This window comes from Pandoraea fibrosis (assembly GCF_000807775.2).
Classification (GTDB): Bacteria; Pseudomonadota; Gammaproteobacteria; order Burkholderiales; family Burkholderiaceae; genus Pandoraea; species Pandoraea fibrosis.
Genome location: NZ_CP047385.1, coordinates 1,153,704 through 1,171,197, shown reverse-complemented (window position 1 = coordinate 1,171,197; position 17,494 = coordinate 1,153,704). Strand labels below are relative to the sequence as shown.

Sequence of the window (17,494 nt, the reverse complement as noted above, 5' to 3'; positions counted from 1 at the left end):
CTGTCTCACCTTCATCGTTTCGTGACGATCTCGTCGATCTCCGCCTTCGTGCGGGCGAATTCCTTTTCGAAATCCAATGTGCGGCGTGTCGTCGACACGGCCATCAATACCGAACTGCCACCGTCCGGTGTGTCCTTGAGCCACATCCACAGACGCCGCTCTCGTACATAGAACATCGAGAAGATGCCGAGTACCAGCAGCAAGCTGCCAAGATACACGATCTTCTTGCCGGGCGAGCGCGTGAGCTGGAAGACGCTCGCCTGGATCTGTTCGAACGAATCGAGTTGCAGGAAGACCGGTGCGTCGTACAGGAAGTTGTCGGACAGCGCGTTAGTGGCCGTGTGCACGAAGCGCTCGTTCTCCGGCGAGGGCGTCATGGCGGGCTGCCCGGCCTGTTCGCGAGCGACTTGCCACAATTGCCAGACCGTACCGTCGAGAATGCGACGGAACATATCTGCGGCGGCGGATTGCTGCTCCTGCGGCACCTTCTCGTTCACGAACTCGGCAATCGCCTGCAAGCCGCCCTTCGTCTGGCTCGTTTTGCTTGCCGGAATCACACCGGCAAACAGGTCCAGTTCGCGCTTGGCGCTCTCTTGCAACTGATCGCGAAGCGTCGTCGACGTCTGCGCCGGCAGCGATTGTGCGGCGAAACGGCGAGCAGCTTCGGCACGCGCACTATCGTCCTGAAGGGCGGCGCGCAGCAGCATCCATTGCTTGACCGAACCGTCGGCGTCCGCCGGAATGCGCAAGTACTGGAACGGGCCGTCCGGCGTGTCGCGCACGCCCGTCATGAAGACACGCTCGCCGTCGCCCACCAGAATCGGCAGCATGTAGTTGCGGTACTCCTTCGCCTGCCCGCTGCGATCGCGCACCTTGTATTGCACCGACGGTCCTACGTTGCGCAGATCCTTGCTCAGATCCGTGCGGGCGCCCGAGCCGAGCTGTGCGCTCAGGTCGTCACGCAACGACTTGCGGGCCACGCCGCGCACGTCGCGTTCGCCACCGCCGTTGCTGATGTTCTCGACGTTGATTGCGCGAAAGTCGCTGAACTCGACGGTGTATTCATCTTTGCCCGCCACGCCGCCGCGCAGTTGCGTGGAGCCGCCAATGTCGCCCGAGAAGGCGAACGTGCGGTCCGAGGCGCCGTGCATCGGATATCCGGTCAGCTTCAGCTTGCTCCCACCGTCCTCGAAGCTCGACTGATAGATCGCCACACCCTTGAAGATGAACGGCTCGTTGACCTTCACCGTCGCATCCATCGTCTTGCCGGTCTCGGGGTCGGTGACCACGATATCGCTTGCGAACAGCTTGGGCATACCCGTCGAATAGTAGTCGACGTGGAATTTCTTCAGTTCGATGGAGAACGGCAGATCCTGCACGACCGAGCCATCCTGGAAATTCAAGATCGCCGTGGTCGATTTGCCACCTTCGGGCACGAACGAATAACCGCGGAACGCAGGATTATTCGGCGAAAGACGATGCGTTTCCGGAATCTGCGAGATCACCGCATTGCCCTGCAAAGGCGATTTGCCGAACAGCGCCATCTGCACACGAATCAGCAGATCGCTGTCGACCAGCCCCCCCAGACAAATGATGACAATGGCACTGTGAGCGAAGATGTAGCCGATCTTGTTGATCGCGCCCGCCTTGGCCGCGACGAGTGTGGCGCCATCGCGCTCACGCACGACGAAACGGTAACCCCGATGTCCGAGATAGCCCGTGAGGCGCGGCAGCAGGTCGCCCCGCGAGGTCGGCCCGGAGAACTCCGCCTTGTGACCGAAGGCGCGCAAGCTACCCTCGCGCACGTGATCGCGCCAACTACGAATGTCCGCGACCATCTTCGGCGCGTTGCGCACGATACACAGCGTCGTCGACGCCATGAGGAAGAAGAGGATCAGCAGGAACCACCACGAGCTGTACACCGTGTACAGGCCGATTGAGCGAAAGACGCCGGCCCAGAATGGACCGAACTGATTGACGTAGTTGGGATACGGATCGCCCTGCTTGAGCACGGTGCCAACGATGCTGGCAATGGCAAGCACGCTCAGCAGGCTGATGGCAAAGCGCATCGAGCTGACCAGCTCGACACCGTCGCGCACCCATCGTTGCGCGCCTTTGATCTGCATTCCGGAGGTACTGATGCTCATCCTGTTTCCGACAACAAAAAAGGGCGGGGACGCGTATCTCACGCGCCCGCCACCCTGTGTATGCTAAACCAGATCTATCCGGTCGCTCTGCGGCGCCGCTGCTGGTTTCGTTATAAGTCAGCGAATATACCCTGACGTTCACATGATGTCAGGGCGGGGCTGCCGATCAGCGCAAACCGGCGATGTAATCCGCGACTGCCTTGATTTCCTTGTCCGACAACCGCGAGGCCACGGTATGCATCGGCGCGTTGTTCTTGCGGGTTTCGTCGCGGAACGCGACCAGTTGGGCCGCCGTGTAGTCGGCCCATTGCCCCGAGAGACGCGGATACTGCGACGGCATGCCGGCACCGGTCGGCCCGTGGCAGGAAGCGCACGCAGGCACGCCCTTCTCGGCCAGACCGCCACGGTAAATCTTCTCGCCCAGCGGCACCGTGTCCTTGTTGCGTGCTACGCCCGGCTTCGCGGTCTGCGAGGCGAAATAGGCGGACACGTTGCGCATATCCTGTTCGGACAATGCCGCGACCATGCCGGCCATGATGGGATTGTTACGCGCGGGCGTTTTGCCGGGTTGCGCCTTGAAATCGAGGAGCTGTTTGTCCAGATACTCGGCGTGTTGACCGGCGAGCTTCGGATAAGCGGCGCCGGTACTATTGCCGTCTGCCGCGTGGCAAGCGGCGCAGACCTGACTGGCAATCGCCTGTCCCCGGTTCAGGTCTGGTTTTGCAGGCGTCTGAGGCTCGGCGGCTTGTCCTGCACCGCTCAGTAGAAAGCATGCCAGCGCCAACGGTGTTGCAGCGAGAGACTTCCACACTCCTCGGTTCATTCGCACACCTTATATCTGTTTTGTCGGGAAATCGGTCGTTCGAACTCACCGTCCGACGCCGTGTTTCTCCTCCAACCTCACGGCGTGCGAGACGTTCGGGCAAGCCTTGGCAAGGCCAAGGTTAACTTTCATATTGTACAATAAAGTCTTTCCCCGACTTTAGGGGATTTCCATGTAGAAGGCCGCAGAACGGGGCTCCCCGGCTTGTCGCCGGTGGGCATCAAACTCACCGTTTTGCGCCCCTGCACCCGCGTTGCGGCCCGTTCCCTGTGGCTGCGGCGCTCCCCGGTTTCCGTCATGTCCCTACTTCATCAAGCCCGCTTCTTTACGACCGTCAATCATCTGCGCGATTTGCCGCCCACGGCTGTGCCCGAGGTCGCCTTCGCGGGACGCTCGAACGCGGGCAAGTCCAGCGCGCTCAACATCCTCTGCAACCAGAAGCGCCTGGCCTTCTCGAGCAAGACGCCGGGACGCACGCAGCACATTAATTACTTCGAGATCGCCCACCTCGATAAGCTGTACGGCTATCTCGTCGACTTGCCCGGCTACGGTTACGCCGAGGTCGGCGGTGGCGTGAAGGTCCACTGGCAGCAGCTCCTCGGCGATTATCTGGTGCAACGGCCGCAACTGCGCGGCCTCGTGCTTCTGATGGACTCGCGCCGTCCGTTCACCGAACTCGATTGCAAGTTGATCGACTGGTTCAAGACCACGGGCCGCCCGATCCATGTGCTGCTAACCAAGGTGGACAAGCTCACGCGCCAGGAAGCGACAGTCGTACTGCGCGACACGCAAAAGCGCCTGGCTGCGCTGCCCCGCACCGACGGCCTTCCGGCCGACGATCCTGACACGGCACCACAATTCACGGCGCAACTGTTCTCGTCGCTCAAGCGCATCGGCCTCGACGAAGCACAACGCGTACTCGAAGGCTGGCTCGCCATTCCTGCACGCGACACCGCCAAGAAGTGATCCCTGCCCGATCCCTCGTCCACGCAAGGGATCGGCGCATCCTCAGTCCTGCTCATCCGGCTTGGCCCCACCCAAACGCCCCACGCCATTGCCCCGAGGCATCGACCTGTTGATCAACCGCTAAGGTAGACGGCAGACAGCCTTAACGGGCGCGACAAATCGTCGCGGCGAGTCACGCAAGACTTCGTAAGGTCAACGGGAATTGGCGTGCACAAGTGACGGCGTCACCATGCCCTCAGCCGAACGGATGAGGTCTCTCGCATCTGCCTGAAAGCGCGGCCCGTCGGGGCTTCGCCGTGACGATTCGCGCGCACATAAAAAAACCGCCGTGTAGGCACGGCGGGTTTAAATAAGCCTTATCGTAGAACGACAGGCGCCCGCTCAGGGAGGAGAAGCGGGGGACCCTCGCACACAGTGCGAACATCCGGTTGGTATGATATACCATGCGTTCGAAAGTTTCCCGGCAAGTGCCTTTTTTTGCGCGCCTTCCCTCTTAGGGAATCATTGAGCCAGTCGCAACGACACTTCGTTTTCGGGACGCGTCTGCACGACCGATTTCTCGGGAATCTTCGAAGCACCACTCTCCGTCCAAAGGACCGATCGCATGAGTTCCTACCCCCTGCTTCGCCCGCGCCGCATGCGACGCGATGACTTCTCACGCCGTCTGATGCGTGAAAACCACCTGACTTGCGACGACCTCATCTACCCGGTATTCGTGCTCGAAGGCGAAAACCGTCGTGAGGCCGTCGATTCCATGCCCGGCGTTGAGCGTGTCTCCGTCGACGAGTTGCTCCGTGTCGCCGATACGTGCGTCACGCTCGGCGTCCCGGTGATCGCACTGTTCCCGAATATCGAGACGTCGCTGAAGACACCCGATGGCATCGAAGCGACCAACCCCGACGGCCTGATCCCGCGCGCCGTGCGCGAACTCAAGCGCAATTTCCCCGATCTTGGCGTGCTGACCGACGTGGCCCTCGACCCGTACACGAGCCACGGTCAAGATGGCGTGCTCGACGAAAACGGTTACGTCATCAACGATGTCACGACACGTCTCCTCGTGAAGCAAGCCCTCACACAAGCCGAAGCCGGCGTGGACATCGTCGCCCCTTCCGACATGATGGACGGACGCATCGGCGCCATTCGCGAAGCCCTTGAGTCGGCAGGCCACATTCATACGCGAATCATGGCGTACGCCGCGAAATACGCATCGGCGTTTTATGGCCCGTTCCGCGACGCCGTCGGCTCGGCATCGAATCTGGGCAAGGGCAACAAGATGACCTATCAGATGGACCCGGCGAACTCGGATGAAGCGCTGCGCGAAGTCGCGCTCGACATCGAGGAAGGCGCGGACATGGTGATGGTCAAGCCCGGCATGCCGTACCTCGACATCGTGCGCCGCGTGAAGGATGAGTTCCGCTTCCCCACCTACGCGTATCAAGTCAGTGGCGAGTACGCGATGCTCAAGGCTGCCGCACAGAATGGCTGGCTTGATCACGACAAGGTGATGATGGAGTCGCTGCTGGCGTTCAAGCGCGCGGGTGCAGACGGCATCCTGACATACTTCGCACTGGATGCCGCACGCCTGATTCGCGCGCAAGTCTGATGGCGAAGGACAACGCGAGCCGTGAGATTTTGCACGCTGGACCGAGCGAGCCACGGCCGTCAGGCTCACGACAAACCCGCTAATGCAATCCTCCGGACAGAAATGAAAACGGCTAACCCAAGATTGGGTTAGCCGTTTTGCATTGCGTCGCGGAAATCGTATTCCCGGCTTGCAGATTCTCTCGCACCGACGCACGCGTTGGCCGCATGTTACTGCCTTAATGCCTGAGCGTCTTATTGTCTTAGCGTCTTCAGGACTCAGGAGCTCAGACTGCCGGGCCGTATGCCTTGTCGAGGCTGCGCAGGAACTGCTCTGCCGACTGAGCGCCAATGACACGCGCACCTGCCACTTCCTTGCCGCCACCGTCGAAGAAGATGATGCCGGGCGGACCAAACAATCCGAAGCGCTTCAGCAGCGCCTGATCGTCGGCATTGTTCGCCGTGACGTCCGCCTGCACGAGCACCATCTGATCGAGACGTGCTTTCACCTTCGGATCCGTGAAGACGAATCGCTCCATCTCTTTACAACTGATGCACCAGTCTGCATAGAAATCGAACATCACCGGACGCCCGGCCGTCGCTACGACCTGTTCGAGTTCCGCCACACTGCGTACGCGCTGAAACCTGACGCCCTCAACGGCCGCAGCACTCGCTGTCGCGTTCCCGGACGCAGCCGCCGTCAATCCGGCCAACGGCGCCAGCGGATCGCGCGCCCCCGCTGCGGCCCCCACCAGCGCGACAGCCCCGAGAAGTGCGACGGCAACGCCAAGGCCCTTGAGAAGACGTCGCATGCCGCTCACGCCTTCAGGCAAGGTATCGAAGACGCGCATGAACGTGGCCGCCACCAATAGCAGAACACCCGCACCCAACAGTAGTACTGGCGTTGGCAGCAGTGGCCGGATAATCCACAGGGCGACGCCGAGGAGCAGGAAACCGAAGAAACGCTTCACACCGTCCATCCACGCCCCGGCCCGCGGCAGCAACGCACCACCACCACCGGCAAGAATCACGAGCGGCAACCCCATCCCCAGAGACAATGCAAAGAGCGTTGCACCGCCGAAAACGGCGTCCCCCGTTTTTGCGATGAAGGCGAGCGCGGCGGCCAGCGGCGCCGTCACACACGGGCTGACGATCAGCCCCGAGAGCACCCCCATCATGGCAGCCCCGATCCATTGACCGGACTTCTGCTTGCGGGCGGCGTCGTCGATCCTCGCCCGCCATCCTGACGGCAATTGAATCTCGTACATCCCGAACATCGACAACGACAGGATGACCATCAGCAAGGCGAACAGCGCCAACACCCACGGTGCTTGCAAGAACGCGATGAGGCCTTGCCCCAGTAACCCCGCGGCAACGCCGATGACAGTGTTCACCACAGCCATGCCGAGCACATACGCAACAGCGAGACGAATCGCCTTACCGCGGCTGGCCTCTTGCCCGGCGACGATCGATAGCAGGATCGGCACCATCGGCAATACGCATGGCGTAAAGGCCAGACCAATACCGAGCACGAAGAAGATGCCCAACGCCAGCGCAAAGCTGCCGCCGGAGAGGATGCGCTCTGCTTCGCTGTAGTCCTCTCGCGCCGACAACCAGCCACTCGCCGTACCCGCAGACGATGCTGTCAGCACCGCTGCGGCAACAGGCGCACTGCTGGACGCCGGCGAGCCCCCGCCAAGCAACGCTTGCGTAGCTGCCCCGGCCGAGGAACCCACACTGGAGCTACCGCCCGCTGCACCGCCGACCGCCGCCGAAATCTTGAGCGGCTTGTCCATTGGCGGATAACACAACCCCTTGTCCGCACAACCCTGCATGGTGACATTCAGTGTGAACGGGCCGTTCACCTGACTGACGGGAATACGAACGTCGATGGGCTCGTGATAGACCTCCATGTCCTTGCCGAAGGTCTCGTCGTGCTTCACCTCCCCCTTTGGAAACACTGGCGTACCGAGCGTGACAGCGGGGTTGTCCGCCGCGAAGGCAAATCGCTCGCGATAGAGGTAATACCCCTTGGCGACCTCGAAATGCAGCAGAACGGCCCCGGGTTGTTCCGTCTTCGACACCTTGAAGGCGACATCTGGATCGAGGAAATCGTCGGCCGCTTGCGCATGTCCCGCGCTCAGAGAAAGCGCAAGGGCCACGGCCAGCCATGCCAGCGCCCAAAGTCGCCCAACGCGTTGTCGTATCGATGTCCTCTGTTCACCGATGGTATTCACGTTCAGCGGCCCAACCATGCTCATTGCCTCAGACATGCAGTTTCCCCCGGGTCTCGTCTTCGACCCAACGAGCATAGGCAGGCAACGCCGCAGTAGCTGGCCATGCAACGATTTCGGGTACGTCGTACGGATGATGTGCTTTGATGTACTGCTCAAGCGCGCCATAACGCGCGGCAGTCGTCTTGATCATGAGTGGCACTTCCACACTCGTCTCGCGCTTTCCTTGCCAGCGATAACTTGAGCGCACCGGCGCCATTTGCTGCACACACGCCGCCAACTGCTCGGCGAGCATGCCGTCGATCGCCGCTTCGGCGCTGGCCTCGTCGGGAAACGTCGTCATGACGATAAGAAGGGCATCCATGGTGTGCGATAGACCGTTCAAACGTGAGGATTGTTCACTGTACACCGAGGCCATGAAACGTGCGTCATCAACCCGTGATTTTCGGACCGATGCCGTCACGGCTTCGGACAACACCTCAAAACAAAAAAGCCAGGTCAGTGACCTGGCTTTTTCTTACGACTGACGATCTTGAAAAGACCGTTGCGCGAATCGCTTACTCAGCGACTTCCGGCGCTTCCGTGTCGACTTCCGGACGGTCCAGCAGTTCGACGAAAGCCATCGGTGCATTGTCGCCCACGCGGAAACCCATCTTCAGGATACGCAGGTAGCCACCCGGGCGGTTCGCAAAGCGCGGGCCCAGTTCGTTGAACAGCTTGGTGACCATTTCGCGATCGCGCAGGCGGTTGAACGCCAGACGACGGTTGGCGACCGAGTCCTTCTTACCAAGCGTGATGAGGGGCTCGACGACCTTACGTAGTTCCTTAGCCTTCGGCAGCGTGGTCTTGATCGCTTCGTGCTGGATCAACGAGTTCGACATGTTACGCAGCATTGCCAGACGGTGGCTGCTGGTACGGTTCAGTTTACGCAGACCATGACGGTGACGCATTTCAACTTTCCTTTAAACAGAGTTTTCGACCTAGCTCTTCTATCGGTGACAAACACCGCGGGCCGGTACCTTCGCTATCGGCCGTATCGGAACATTCCGACGCGCCGCACTTACGTAGCAACATGGCCACCCGAAGGCGGCCATGTCATCACACCTTACTTCTCGAGACCAGCCGGCGGCCAGTTTTCGAGCTTCATGCCCAGCGTGAGACCACGCGAGGCAAGCACTTCCTTGATCTCGTTGAGCGACTTGCGACCCAGATTCGGGGTCTTGAGCAATTCGTTCTCGGTACGCTGGATCAGGTCGCCGATGTAGTAGATGTTTTCGGCCTTCAGGCAGTTGGCCGAACGCACCGTCAACTCGAGATCGTCCACCGGACGCAGCAGGATCGGATCGATCTGCGGCGCACGCGACGGCGCTTCGCTGGCGGCTTCCGTGCCTTCCAGCGCAGCGAACACCGACAGTTGGTCGACGAGGATGCGAGCCGATTGACGGATCGCTTCTTCCGGCGACACCACACCGTTGGTTTCGATGTTCATCACGAGCTTGTCCAGGTCCGTGCGCTGTTCCACGCGGGCCGATTCGACCGCATAGCTCACACGCTTGACCGGCGAGAACGACGCGTCGAGGACGATACGGCCAATCACCTTGGCCGAGTCATCGCCATAACGGCGCACGTTACCCGGGACATAACCACGACCCTTTTCGATCTTGATCTGAACGTCGAGCTTGCCGCCCTTGGCCAGATGCGCGATCACGTGATCGGGGTTGATCAGTTCCACATCATGCGGCACTTCGATATCCGAAGCGCGCACCACACCTTCACCATCCTTGCGCAGCGTAACGGTGACTTCGTCACGGTTATGCAGCTTGAACACGACACCCTTCAGGTTCAGCAGGAAGTTGACGACATCTTCCTGGACACCGTCGATGGTGGAGTATTCATGCACAACGCCGGCGATCGTCACTTCGGTCGGCGCGTAGCCCACCATCGACGACAACAGCACGCGGCGAAGCGCGTTGCCCAAGGTGTGGCCGTAGCCACGTTCGAACGGCTCCATCACGACTTTGGCGTGATGCTCACCGACCGGCTCAACCGCGATAATCTTGGGCTTCAACAAACTGGTTTGCATAGGTTTCCTTTTCAATACCCTCGGCTCGTTACACCGATAAGGCTGATGGGTGACAACCTGCACGGAACGCAAAACGCGCCGTGAGGCGCGTCAGCATACGGATTAACGCGAATACAATTCGACGATCAGGCTTTCGTTGATGTCGCCCGCGATATCGCTACGTTCCGGCAGTGCCTTGAAAGTGCCTTCCATCTTCTTGGCGTCAACCGAAACCCAGATCGGGAAACCGACTTGCTCAGCCAGCGACAGCGATTCTTGAATACGCACTTGCTTCTTGGCCTTTTCGCGCACGGTGATCACGTCACCGGCCTTGACCTTGATCGACGGGATGTTCGAAACAACACCGTTCAGCACGATCGCCTTGTGGCCGACCAGCTGGCGCGCTTCGGCGCGCGTCGAACCAAAGCCCATGCGGTACACGACGTTGTCGAGGCGCGACTCGAGCACTTGCAACAGGTTTTCACCCGTGTTGCCCTTGAGACGGTCGGCTTCCGCGAAATAACGACGGAACTGACGCTCAAGCACGCCGTAAATACGCTTGACCTTCTGCTTTTCGCGCAGTTGGTTGCCGTAGTCGGACGTGCGAGCACCCGAGGTGCGGCCATGCTGACCCGGCTTGCTATCCAGCTTGCACTTGTCGGCGAGCGAGCGGCGTGCGCTCTTCAGGAAGAGGTCGGTACCTTCACGACGGGAGAGTTTGGCCTTCGGGCCGATATAACGTGCCACGGTTGTTCCTTTATCTCAAAATTTGACGCAGCGAACTTTGTCCACTACGCAAGTCCGGTACCAATGTACCGGACGGTGGTCTTAGAAATTGCTACGCGCACGGCCGAGACCGTGCGCGAACCCGCGATTATAGCAGGATTTTGAAGCGTCTTAGATACGACGACGCTTCGGCGGGCGGCAGCCGTTGTGCGGGACCGGCGTCACGTCCGAGATGGCCGTGATCTTGATACCCAGCGCATTCAGCGCACGAACCGCGGATTCGCGACCCGGGCCCGGGCCCTTGATGCGAACTTCCAGGTTCTTCACGCCGTATTCCAGTGCCACGCGGCCAGCCGACTCAGCAGCAACCTGGGCAGCAAACGGGGTCGACTTGCGCGAACCCTTGAAGCCCTGGCCACCCGAGGTCGCCCATGCCAGCGCATTGCCCTGACGATCGGTGATCGTGATGATGGTGTTGTTGAACGAAGCGTGGACGTGCACGACGCCTTCTGCAACGCTCTTCTTGACCTTTTTGCGAACGCGCTGCGAAGCGGCGTTGTTCTGTTGCTTAGCCATGAGTTTCCTATCCTCTGGTTACTTCTTCAGCGAGACGCCGGCCTTACGCGGGCCCTTGCGGGTACGCGCATTGGTACGGGTGCGCTGACCGCGGAGCGGCAAGCCCTTGCGGTGACGCATGCCACGATAGCAGCCCAGATCCATCAGGCGCTTGATGTTCATCGTCACTTCACGGCGCAGGTCACCCTCAACCGTCAATTGACCGACTTGATCACGCAGCTTTTCGAGATCAGCGTCGTCGAGGTCCTTGACCTTCTTCGAGAACGGCACACCGGCGGCTTCGCAAATCTGGCGAGCGCGCGTGCGGCCGACACCGTAAATAGCCGTCAGGCCGATAGCGGTGTGCTGGTGGTTCGGGATGTTAACCCCTGCGATACGAGCCATTCGTAATTCCCCAACTAAATAGCGTTAAAGGCCGATTAGCCCTGACGTTGCTTGTGGCGCGGATCCGAACTGCAGATCACGCGCAGCACGCCTTTGCGCTTCACAAACTTGCAATTGCGGCAGATGCACTTAACAGATGCCAAAACTTTCATGACAATTCCCTCTCTCTAATCACTTCGCCCGGAAGACGATCCGCGCACGCGACAGATCGTAGGGCGTCAACTCTACCGTCACCTTATCTCCGGGAAGAATGCGGATGTAATGCATCCGCATCTTGCCGGAAATATGTCCGAGTACTACATGGCCATTTTCCAGCTTTACCCGGAAGGTGGCATTGGGGAGGTTTTCAAGTACCTCACCCTGCATTTGAATAACGTCGTCTTTCGACATGATCCAGGATCATTAGCGAAGCGTCATGTTATTGCCGCCCTTGAAATTCGCCTTGCGGAGCAGCGACTCATATTGTTGCGACATCACATACGACTGCACTTGCGCCATGAAGTCCATCGTCACCACCACGATAATCAGCAGTGAGGTTCCACCGAAGTAGAACGGGACATTCCAACGCAACACCAGGAACTCAGGCAGCAAACACACCAAGGTGACGTAAGCTGCGCCGGCCAGTGTCAGGCGCGTCAGGATCTTGTCGATATATCGCGCAGTCTGGTCGCCCGGTCGAATCCCCGGAACAAACGCACCACTCTTCTTCAGGTTCTCGGCGGTCTCCTTGCTGTTAAACACCAGTGCGGTGTAGAAGAAGCAGAAGAACACGATCGCCAGTGCGTAGAGCATCACGTAGATCGGCTGACCCGGCGACAACTTCGCCGCGATATCCTTGAGCCAGCGCGCGTTATCACCCGCACCGAACCAATTCGCGATCGTTGCCGGGAACAGGATGATCGACGACGCAAAGATCGGCGGAATCACGCCTGCCATGTTCAGCTTGAGCGGCAGGTGCGAAGCCTGACCGCCGTACACCTTGTTGCCGACCTGACGCTTGGCGTAATTCACAAGGATCTTGCGCTGACCACGTTCGACGAACACGACGAAGAACGTCACGAGCACCACGAGGGCACAGATCACGATGGCCGAGAACGGACCGATCGAACCGGTACCGACGAGCTCGAACAGACCGCCCACAGCATTCGGCAAACCGGCCGCGATACCACCAAAGATGATGATCGAGATACCGTTACCGAGGCCGCGTTCGGTGATCTGCTCACCGAGCCACATCAGGAACATCGTGCCGGTCACGAGCGTGATCACCGTCGTCAGGCGGAACAACATGCCCGGATCGACGACGAGCCCCGGCTCGCTTTCCAACGTCACCGCGATCGCCGCAGCCTGGAAGAGCGCGAGTACCACCGTGAAATACCGGGTGTACTGCGTAATCTTGCGCTGTCCGGCCTGGCCTTCCTTACGCAATGCTTCCAACTGAGGCGAAACCATCGCCAACAGCTGCATGATGATCGATGCCGAAATATACGGCATGATCCCCAGCGCGAAGATCGTGAAACGCGACAACGCACCGCCCGAGAACATGTTGAACATGCCCAGGATCCCGCCCGACTGGCGCTGGAACAACTGCGCCAGCTGATCGGGGTCGATGCCCGGCACCGGGATATGCGCACCAATACGGTAGACAATCAGCGCCAGCAGCAGGAAAACCAGCCGCCGACGCAGATCCGCATACTTCGGGCCCTGCGTACCAGGCTTAGCGAGATTAGGAGACTTGGCCAATGCTGGCTCCGGGGTGACCTAACTTACTCTGCAACCGAACCGCCAGCCGCTTGAATGGCGGTGAGCGCACCCTTGGTGACGCCCAGACCCTTCACAACGACTTTGCGGGTGATCTCGCCCGAGGCGATGATCTTGGCCGACAGCGACAGCTCGCTCACCAGACCAGCCTGCTTCAGAACCAACAGATCGATCTCGTCGACCGGCAGGTTGTTCAGGTCGGCCAGGCGAACTTCGCCCACGAAACGACGCGTCAGCGACTTGAAACCACGCTTCGGCAGACGACGTTGCAGCGGCATTTGACCGCCTTCGAAGCCCACCTTGTGGAAGCCGCCCGAACGCGACTTCTGACCCTTGTGACCACGGCCGGCGGTTTTACCCAGACCCGAACCGATGCCACGGCCAACGCGGCGCTTGGCGTGCTTGGCGCCTTCTGCCGGCTTAATCGAATTCAATTCCATTTTGCCCTCGCTCAGTCGACGATCTTCACAAGGTACGAGACCTTGTTGATCATGCCCCGCACAGCGGGCGTATCCTGCAACTCGCTGACCGAATTGAGGCGACGCAGGCCCAGGCCCTTGACGGTCGCGCGGTGTTCTTCACGCGTACCGATCAGGCTCTTGACCAGCTTAACTTTCACAGTTTGCTGCGACATATTGATCACCCTTAGCCGAGGATCTCTTCCACCGACTTGCCACGCTTGGCGGCGATGTCAGCAGGAGTCGATTGTTTCTTCAGGCCGTCGAGCGTGGCGCGGACCAGGTTGTACGGGTTCGTCGAGCCAAGGCTCTTCGTCACCACGTTGGTCACGCCCATCACCTCGAACACCGCGCGCATCGGGCCACCGGCGATAACACCGGTACCGTCCTTCGCCGGCGACATCAGGACGCGCGAGGCGCCATGCTGGCCGAGAACGTTGTGTTGCAGGGTGCCGTTCTTGAGGGGCACCTTGAACATGTTGCGGCGGGCTTGTTCCATTGCCTTTTGAACGGCAACCGGCACTTCCTTCGCCTTGCCCTTGCCCATGCCGATGCGGCCATCGCCGTCACCAACCACGGTCAACGCGGCAAAACCGAGAATACGACCACCCTTCACAACCTTCGTGACACGGTTGACCGCGATCATCTTCTCGCGAAGGCCGTCGTCGCGTTCGTCAGCCTGAACTTTCGCTTGCATCTTTGCCATGACGGATCCTTACTTAGAACTTGAGGCCGGCTTCACGGGCAGCGTCGGCGAGAGCCTTAACGCGACCGTGATAGCGGAAGCCCGAGCGGTCGAAAGCAACGCTCTCGATGCCGGCAGCCTTCGCCTTTTCGGCGATACGACGGCCGATCAGCGCTGCAGCGGCAGCGTTGCCACCCTTGCCTTCCTTGTCGCCCAGTTCCTTGCGCACTTCGGCTTCCAGCGTCGAAGCGCTGGCCAGCACTTGCGTGCCGTCTTCCGAGAAAACTTGCGCGTAAATGTGCACGTTGGTGCGATGCACGGAAAGGCGATGCACCTTCTGAGCTGCCAGCTTGATACGAGTCTGGCGAGCGCGGCGCACACGTGATTGTTTCTTGTCCATGTTTCGCACCCTTACTTCTTCTTGGTTTCCTTGAGGATCACCACCTCGTCCGCATAGCGGACGCCCTTACCCTTGTAGGGCTCGGGCGGACGGTAACCGCGAACTTCCGCAGCCACTTGTCCGATGCGTTGCTTATCAACGCCTTTGATGATGATCTCCGTCTGCGTCGGGGTCTCTGCTTTCACGCCTTCCGGCATGGCATGCACAACATCGTGCGAGAAACCCAGCTCGAGCTTCAGGTTGTTACCTTCAGCCTTGGCACGGTAACCCACGCCAACGAGTTGCAGTTTCTTTTCGAAACCCTTGCTCACGCCGGTCACCATATTGTTGACCAGCGCCCGTTCCGTACCGTACAGCGCATTCGCTTCGCGGCTTTCATCGGCCGGGGCGAAGGTGACGGTGCCGTCTTCGATCTTGACGATCACAAGGGGATTGATGCCGCGGGTCAACGAACCCAGGGCGCCCTTGACCGTCAGCACATTGCCAGCCAGCGTTGCTTCAACGCCCTTCGGCAGTGCAATGGGACTCTTACCTACTCGAGACATTTCAACTCTCCTCGGTTAGGCGACGTAGCAGATGACTTCGCCGCCCACGCCGGTGGCGCGTGCTTTGCGATCGGTCATCACGCCCTTCGGGGTCGAGACGATAGCAACGCCGAGGCCATTCATAACCTGCGGGATGTCGTTGCGGCTCTTGTACACACGCAGACCCGGACGCGACACGCGCTCGAGGCGCTCAATCACAGGACGGCCAGCGTAGTACTTCAGTGCAATGTTCAGCACCGGCTTCGTTTCTTCTGCTTCAACCGCGAAGTCTTCGATGTAACCTTCGTCCTTGAGGACCTTGGCGATCGAGACCTTCAGCTTGGACGAGGGCATCTTGACCGATGCCTTCTCAACCATCTGAGCGTTGCGGATGCGAGTCAGCATATCGGCGATAGGATCGCTCATGCTCATGGTGCTTCTCCTATTACCAGCTTGCTTTGGTCACGCCCGGGATTTCGCCACGGAAGGCGATTTCACGGATCTTGTTACGGGCCAGGCCGAATTTGCGGAAGGTTCCGCGCGGACGGCCGGTCAGGTCGCAACGATTGCGTTGACGCGTCGGGTTTGCGTTACGCGGCAGCTGTTGCAGCGCCAGGCGTGCTTCATAACGCTCGTCTTCCGACTTGCTGGTGTCTTCGATGGTCGCTTTGAGGGCGGCGCGCTTGGCAGAAAATTTCTGCGCCAGACGGGCGCGTTTCTTTTCGCGTTCGATAAGTGCCAGTTTAGCCACGATTACCTCAGTTACGGAACGGGAATTTGAACGCCGACAGAAGAGCCTTGGCTTCTTCGTCAGTCTTCGCAGTCGTCGTGATGCTGATATTCAGACCACGCAGTGCGTCGATTTTGTCGTACTCGATTTCGGGGAAGATGATCTGTTCCTTCACACCGATGTTGTAGTTGCCACGACCGTCGAACGCACGACCCGAAATACCACGGAAGTCACGCACGCGCGGCAGAGCCACGGTGATGAAACGATCCAGGAATTCGAACATACGTTCACCGCGCAGCGTCACCATCGTACCGATCGGGTAACCTTCGCGGATCTTGAAACCGGCGATAGCCTTGCGAGCCTTCGTCACCACCGGCTTTTGACCGGCAATTTTCGTCAGGTCGCCAACGGCGTGCTCAATGATCTTCTTGTCAGCAACGGCTTGACCAAGGCCCATGTTCAGGGTGATCTTGGTGATGCGCGGCACTTCCATGACAGACTTGTAACCGAACTGCTTAGTCAGCTCGGCGACAACTTTGTCCTTATAGAATTCTTGCAAACGGGCCATTATCTATACTCCCTGCGATTAGGCACCGACGACCGTAGCACCGGTCGTCTTGAGGAAGCGGACCTTCTTGCCGTCTTCGACCTTGATGCCCACACGCGACGGCTTGCCATTGGCATCCACCAGCGCCACGTTCGAAACGTGGATCGGCATCGTCTTGTCGACCACGCCACCTTGCGTGCCCTTCATCGGGTTCGGCTTGACGTGCTTCTTAGCAACGTTCACGCCCTCGACGACCAACTTGTCGCCATCAACGGCCAGGACCGTGCCACGCTTGGCCTTGTCCTTACCCGTCAGCACGATGACCTGGTCACCCTTGCGAATCTTGTTCATGTGTCGGCTCCTTACAGCACTTCCGGGGCCAGCGACACGATCTTCATGAAGCGTTCGGTACGCAGTTCACGCGTAACCGGCCCGAAGATACGGGTGCCGATCGGCTCGAGCTTGGTGTTAAGCAGCACGGCGGCGTTGCCGTCGAATTTGACCAGCGAGCCGTCCTGGCGACGCACGCCCTTGGCGGTGCGCACGACCACTGCGTTATAGATTTCGCCCTTCTTGACGCGACCACGCGGGGCAGCATCTTTCACGCTGACCTTGATGATGTCGCCAATGCCGGCGTAGCGACGCTTGGAGCCGCCCAGCACCTTGATGCACATCACTTCGCGCGCACCGGTGTTGTCGGCTACTTCGAGCCGGGTTTCAGTTTGAATCATGGTGTTATCTTCCCAACTTAATCCGACACATACGCGTCGGTCAGTCTTGGTCCCCGTCAGCACCAAAGGGTGCCGTTTGGGTTGAGTCGTTCAAAAGTGGACAACCTTGCTACCTTCACCTGACCCGTAGAGGATACGAATCCGACTCAGGAAGCCATCCAC

24 protein-coding genes are annotated in these 17,494 nt (G+C 59.7%); 2 read left to right on the top strand and 22 right to left on the bottom strand.

What is annotated here, in order from left to right:
* Positions 1-11: 11 nt before the first annotated feature.
* Complete coding sequence (locus tag PI93_RS05220) at positions 12-2,147, bottom strand: cytochrome c biogenesis protein ResB (RefSeq protein ID WP_039374622.1); 2,136 nt, start codon at positions 2,145-2,147, stop codon at positions 12-14.
* A gap of 166 nt (positions 2,148-2,313) precedes the next feature.
* Entirely contained in the window at positions 2,314-2,970 is a 657-nt protein-coding gene (locus PI93_RS05215) for a c-type cytochrome (protein WP_039374620.1), read from the bottom strand.
* 297 nt (positions 2,971-3,267) lie between these two features.
* Between PI93_RS05215 and yihA the strand changes: the two genes are divergently transcribed.
* Positions 3,268-3,936: a ribosome biogenesis GTP-binding protein YihA/YsxC gene (gene yihA / locus PI93_RS05210; protein WP_039374618.1), complete on the top strand. Its 669-nt coding sequence runs from the start codon at positions 3,268-3,270 to the stop codon at positions 3,934-3,936.
* 604 nt (positions 3,937-4,540) lie between these two features.
* Complete coding sequence (hemB, locus tag PI93_RS05205; protein WP_039374616.1) at positions 4,541-5,539, top strand: porphobilinogen synthase; 999 nt, start codon at positions 4,541-4,543, stop codon at positions 5,537-5,539.
* A gap of 265 nt (positions 5,540-5,804) precedes the next feature.
* Here hemB and dsbD read toward each other — a convergent pair whose 3' ends face one another.
* The 20 genes from dsbD to rplN form a co-directional block, all read right to left on the bottom strand.
* On the bottom strand, positions 5,805-7,790 hold the full coding sequence (gene dsbD, locus PI93_RS05200) for a protein-disulfide reductase DsbD (RefSeq protein ID WP_236105666.1): 1,986 nt from the start codon (positions 7,788-7,790) through the stop codon (positions 5,805-5,807).
* The gene (gene cutA / locus PI93_RS05195) at positions 7,783-8,115 is read right to left on the bottom strand and encodes a divalent-cation tolerance protein CutA (RefSeq protein WP_039374989.1); all 333 of its coding nucleotides are present in this window, start codon (positions 8,113-8,115) and stop codon (positions 7,783-7,785) included. Before cutA ends, dsbD begins: the two co-directional genes overlap by 8 nt.
* Positions 8,116-8,308: 193 nt before the next feature.
* Positions 8,309-8,701 (bottom strand): 50S ribosomal protein L17, encoded by a 393-nt coding sequence (gene rplQ / locus PI93_RS05190; RefSeq protein ID WP_010804110.1) that lies wholly within the window; start codon positions 8,699-8,701, stop codon positions 8,309-8,311.
* Positions 8,702-8,856: 155 nt separating this feature from the next.
* Positions 8,857-9,834 carry a DNA-directed RNA polymerase subunit alpha gene (locus PI93_RS05185; RefSeq protein WP_010804111.1) on the bottom strand — a complete coding sequence of 326 codons (978 nt, stop codon included), beginning with the start codon at positions 9,832-9,834 and terminating at the stop codon, positions 8,857-8,859.
* Between the two features lie 102 nt (positions 9,835-9,936).
* Positions 9,937-10,560 (bottom strand): 30S ribosomal protein S4, encoded by a 624-nt coding sequence (gene rpsD / locus PI93_RS05180; protein ID WP_039374931.1) that lies wholly within the window; start codon positions 10,558-10,560, stop codon positions 9,937-9,939.
* Between the two features lie 150 nt (positions 10,561-10,710).
* The gene (gene rpsK, locus PI93_RS05175) at positions 10,711-11,115 is read right to left on the bottom strand and encodes a 30S ribosomal protein S11 (RefSeq protein ID WP_010804113.1); all 405 of its coding nucleotides are present in this window, start codon (positions 11,113-11,115) and stop codon (positions 10,711-10,713) included.
* 18 nt (positions 11,116-11,133) lie between these two features.
* The gene (rpsM, locus tag PI93_RS05170; protein ID WP_010804114.1) at positions 11,134-11,499 is read right to left on the bottom strand and encodes a 30S ribosomal protein S13; all 366 of its coding nucleotides are present in this window, start codon (positions 11,497-11,499) and stop codon (positions 11,134-11,136) included.
* A 35-nt stretch (positions 11,500-11,534) separates the two neighbouring features.
* Positions 11,535-11,651, bottom strand: a complete 117-nt coding sequence (gene rpmJ / locus PI93_RS05165; protein ID WP_010804115.1) for a 50S ribosomal protein L36 — start codon at positions 11,649-11,651, stop codon at positions 11,535-11,537.
* Positions 11,652-11,670: 19 nt separating this feature from the next.
* The gene (infA, locus tag PI93_RS05160) at positions 11,671-11,889 is read right to left on the bottom strand and encodes a translation initiation factor IF-1 (protein WP_010804116.1); all 219 of its coding nucleotides are present in this window, start codon (positions 11,887-11,889) and stop codon (positions 11,671-11,673) included.
* A gap of 12 nt (positions 11,890-11,901) precedes the next feature.
* Entirely contained in the window at positions 11,902-13,239 is a 1,338-nt protein-coding gene (gene secY, locus PI93_RS05155) for a preprotein translocase subunit SecY (protein WP_010804117.1), read from the bottom strand.
* A 23-nt stretch (positions 13,240-13,262) separates the two neighbouring features.
* Positions 13,263-13,697, bottom strand: coding sequence for a 50S ribosomal protein L15 (gene rplO / locus PI93_RS05150; RefSeq protein ID WP_010804118.1), 435 nt, complete (start codon positions 13,695-13,697; stop codon positions 13,263-13,265).
* A gap of 11 nt (positions 13,698-13,708) precedes the next feature.
* Positions 13,709-13,891: a 50S ribosomal protein L30 gene (gene rpmD, locus PI93_RS05145; protein ID WP_010804119.1), complete on the bottom strand. Its 183-nt coding sequence runs from the start codon at positions 13,889-13,891 to the stop codon at positions 13,709-13,711.
* An 11-nt stretch (positions 13,892-13,902) separates the two neighbouring features.
* Positions 13,903-14,421 carry a 30S ribosomal protein S5 gene (gene rpsE / locus PI93_RS05140; RefSeq protein WP_010804120.1) on the bottom strand — a complete coding sequence of 173 codons (519 nt, stop codon included), beginning with the start codon at positions 14,419-14,421 and terminating at the stop codon, positions 13,903-13,905.
* Positions 14,422-14,434: 13 nt separating this feature from the next.
* Positions 14,435-14,800 carry a 50S ribosomal protein L18 gene (rplR, locus tag PI93_RS05135; protein ID WP_010804121.1) on the bottom strand — a complete coding sequence of 122 codons (366 nt, stop codon included), beginning with the start codon at positions 14,798-14,800 and terminating at the stop codon, positions 14,435-14,437.
* 11 nt (positions 14,801-14,811) lie between these two features.
* Positions 14,812-15,345 (bottom strand): 50S ribosomal protein L6, encoded by a 534-nt coding sequence (gene rplF / locus PI93_RS05130; protein WP_039374934.1) that lies wholly within the window; start codon positions 15,343-15,345, stop codon positions 14,812-14,814.
* A gap of 15 nt (positions 15,346-15,360) precedes the next feature.
* Positions 15,361-15,756, bottom strand: a complete 396-nt coding sequence (rpsH, locus tag PI93_RS05125; protein WP_010804123.1) for a 30S ribosomal protein S8 — start codon at positions 15,754-15,756, stop codon at positions 15,361-15,363.
* A gap of 13 nt (positions 15,757-15,769) precedes the next feature.
* The gene (rpsN, locus tag PI93_RS05120) at positions 15,770-16,075 is read right to left on the bottom strand and encodes a 30S ribosomal protein S14 (RefSeq protein WP_017235792.1); all 306 of its coding nucleotides are present in this window, start codon (positions 16,073-16,075) and stop codon (positions 15,770-15,772) included.
* Between the two features lie 7 nt (positions 16,076-16,082).
* Complete coding sequence (rplE, locus tag PI93_RS05115) at positions 16,083-16,622, bottom strand: 50S ribosomal protein L5 (protein WP_010804125.1); 540 nt, start codon at positions 16,620-16,622, stop codon at positions 16,083-16,085.
* 18 nt (positions 16,623-16,640) lie between these two features.
* Complete coding sequence (gene rplX, locus PI93_RS05110) at positions 16,641-16,952, bottom strand: 50S ribosomal protein L24 (RefSeq protein ID WP_010804126.1); 312 nt, start codon at positions 16,950-16,952, stop codon at positions 16,641-16,643.
* An 11-nt stretch (positions 16,953-16,963) separates the two neighbouring features.
* Positions 16,964-17,332 (bottom strand): 50S ribosomal protein L14, encoded by a 369-nt coding sequence (rplN, locus tag PI93_RS05105; RefSeq protein ID WP_010804127.1) that lies wholly within the window; start codon positions 17,330-17,332, stop codon positions 16,964-16,966.
* Positions 17,333-17,494 lie beyond the last annotated feature (162 nt).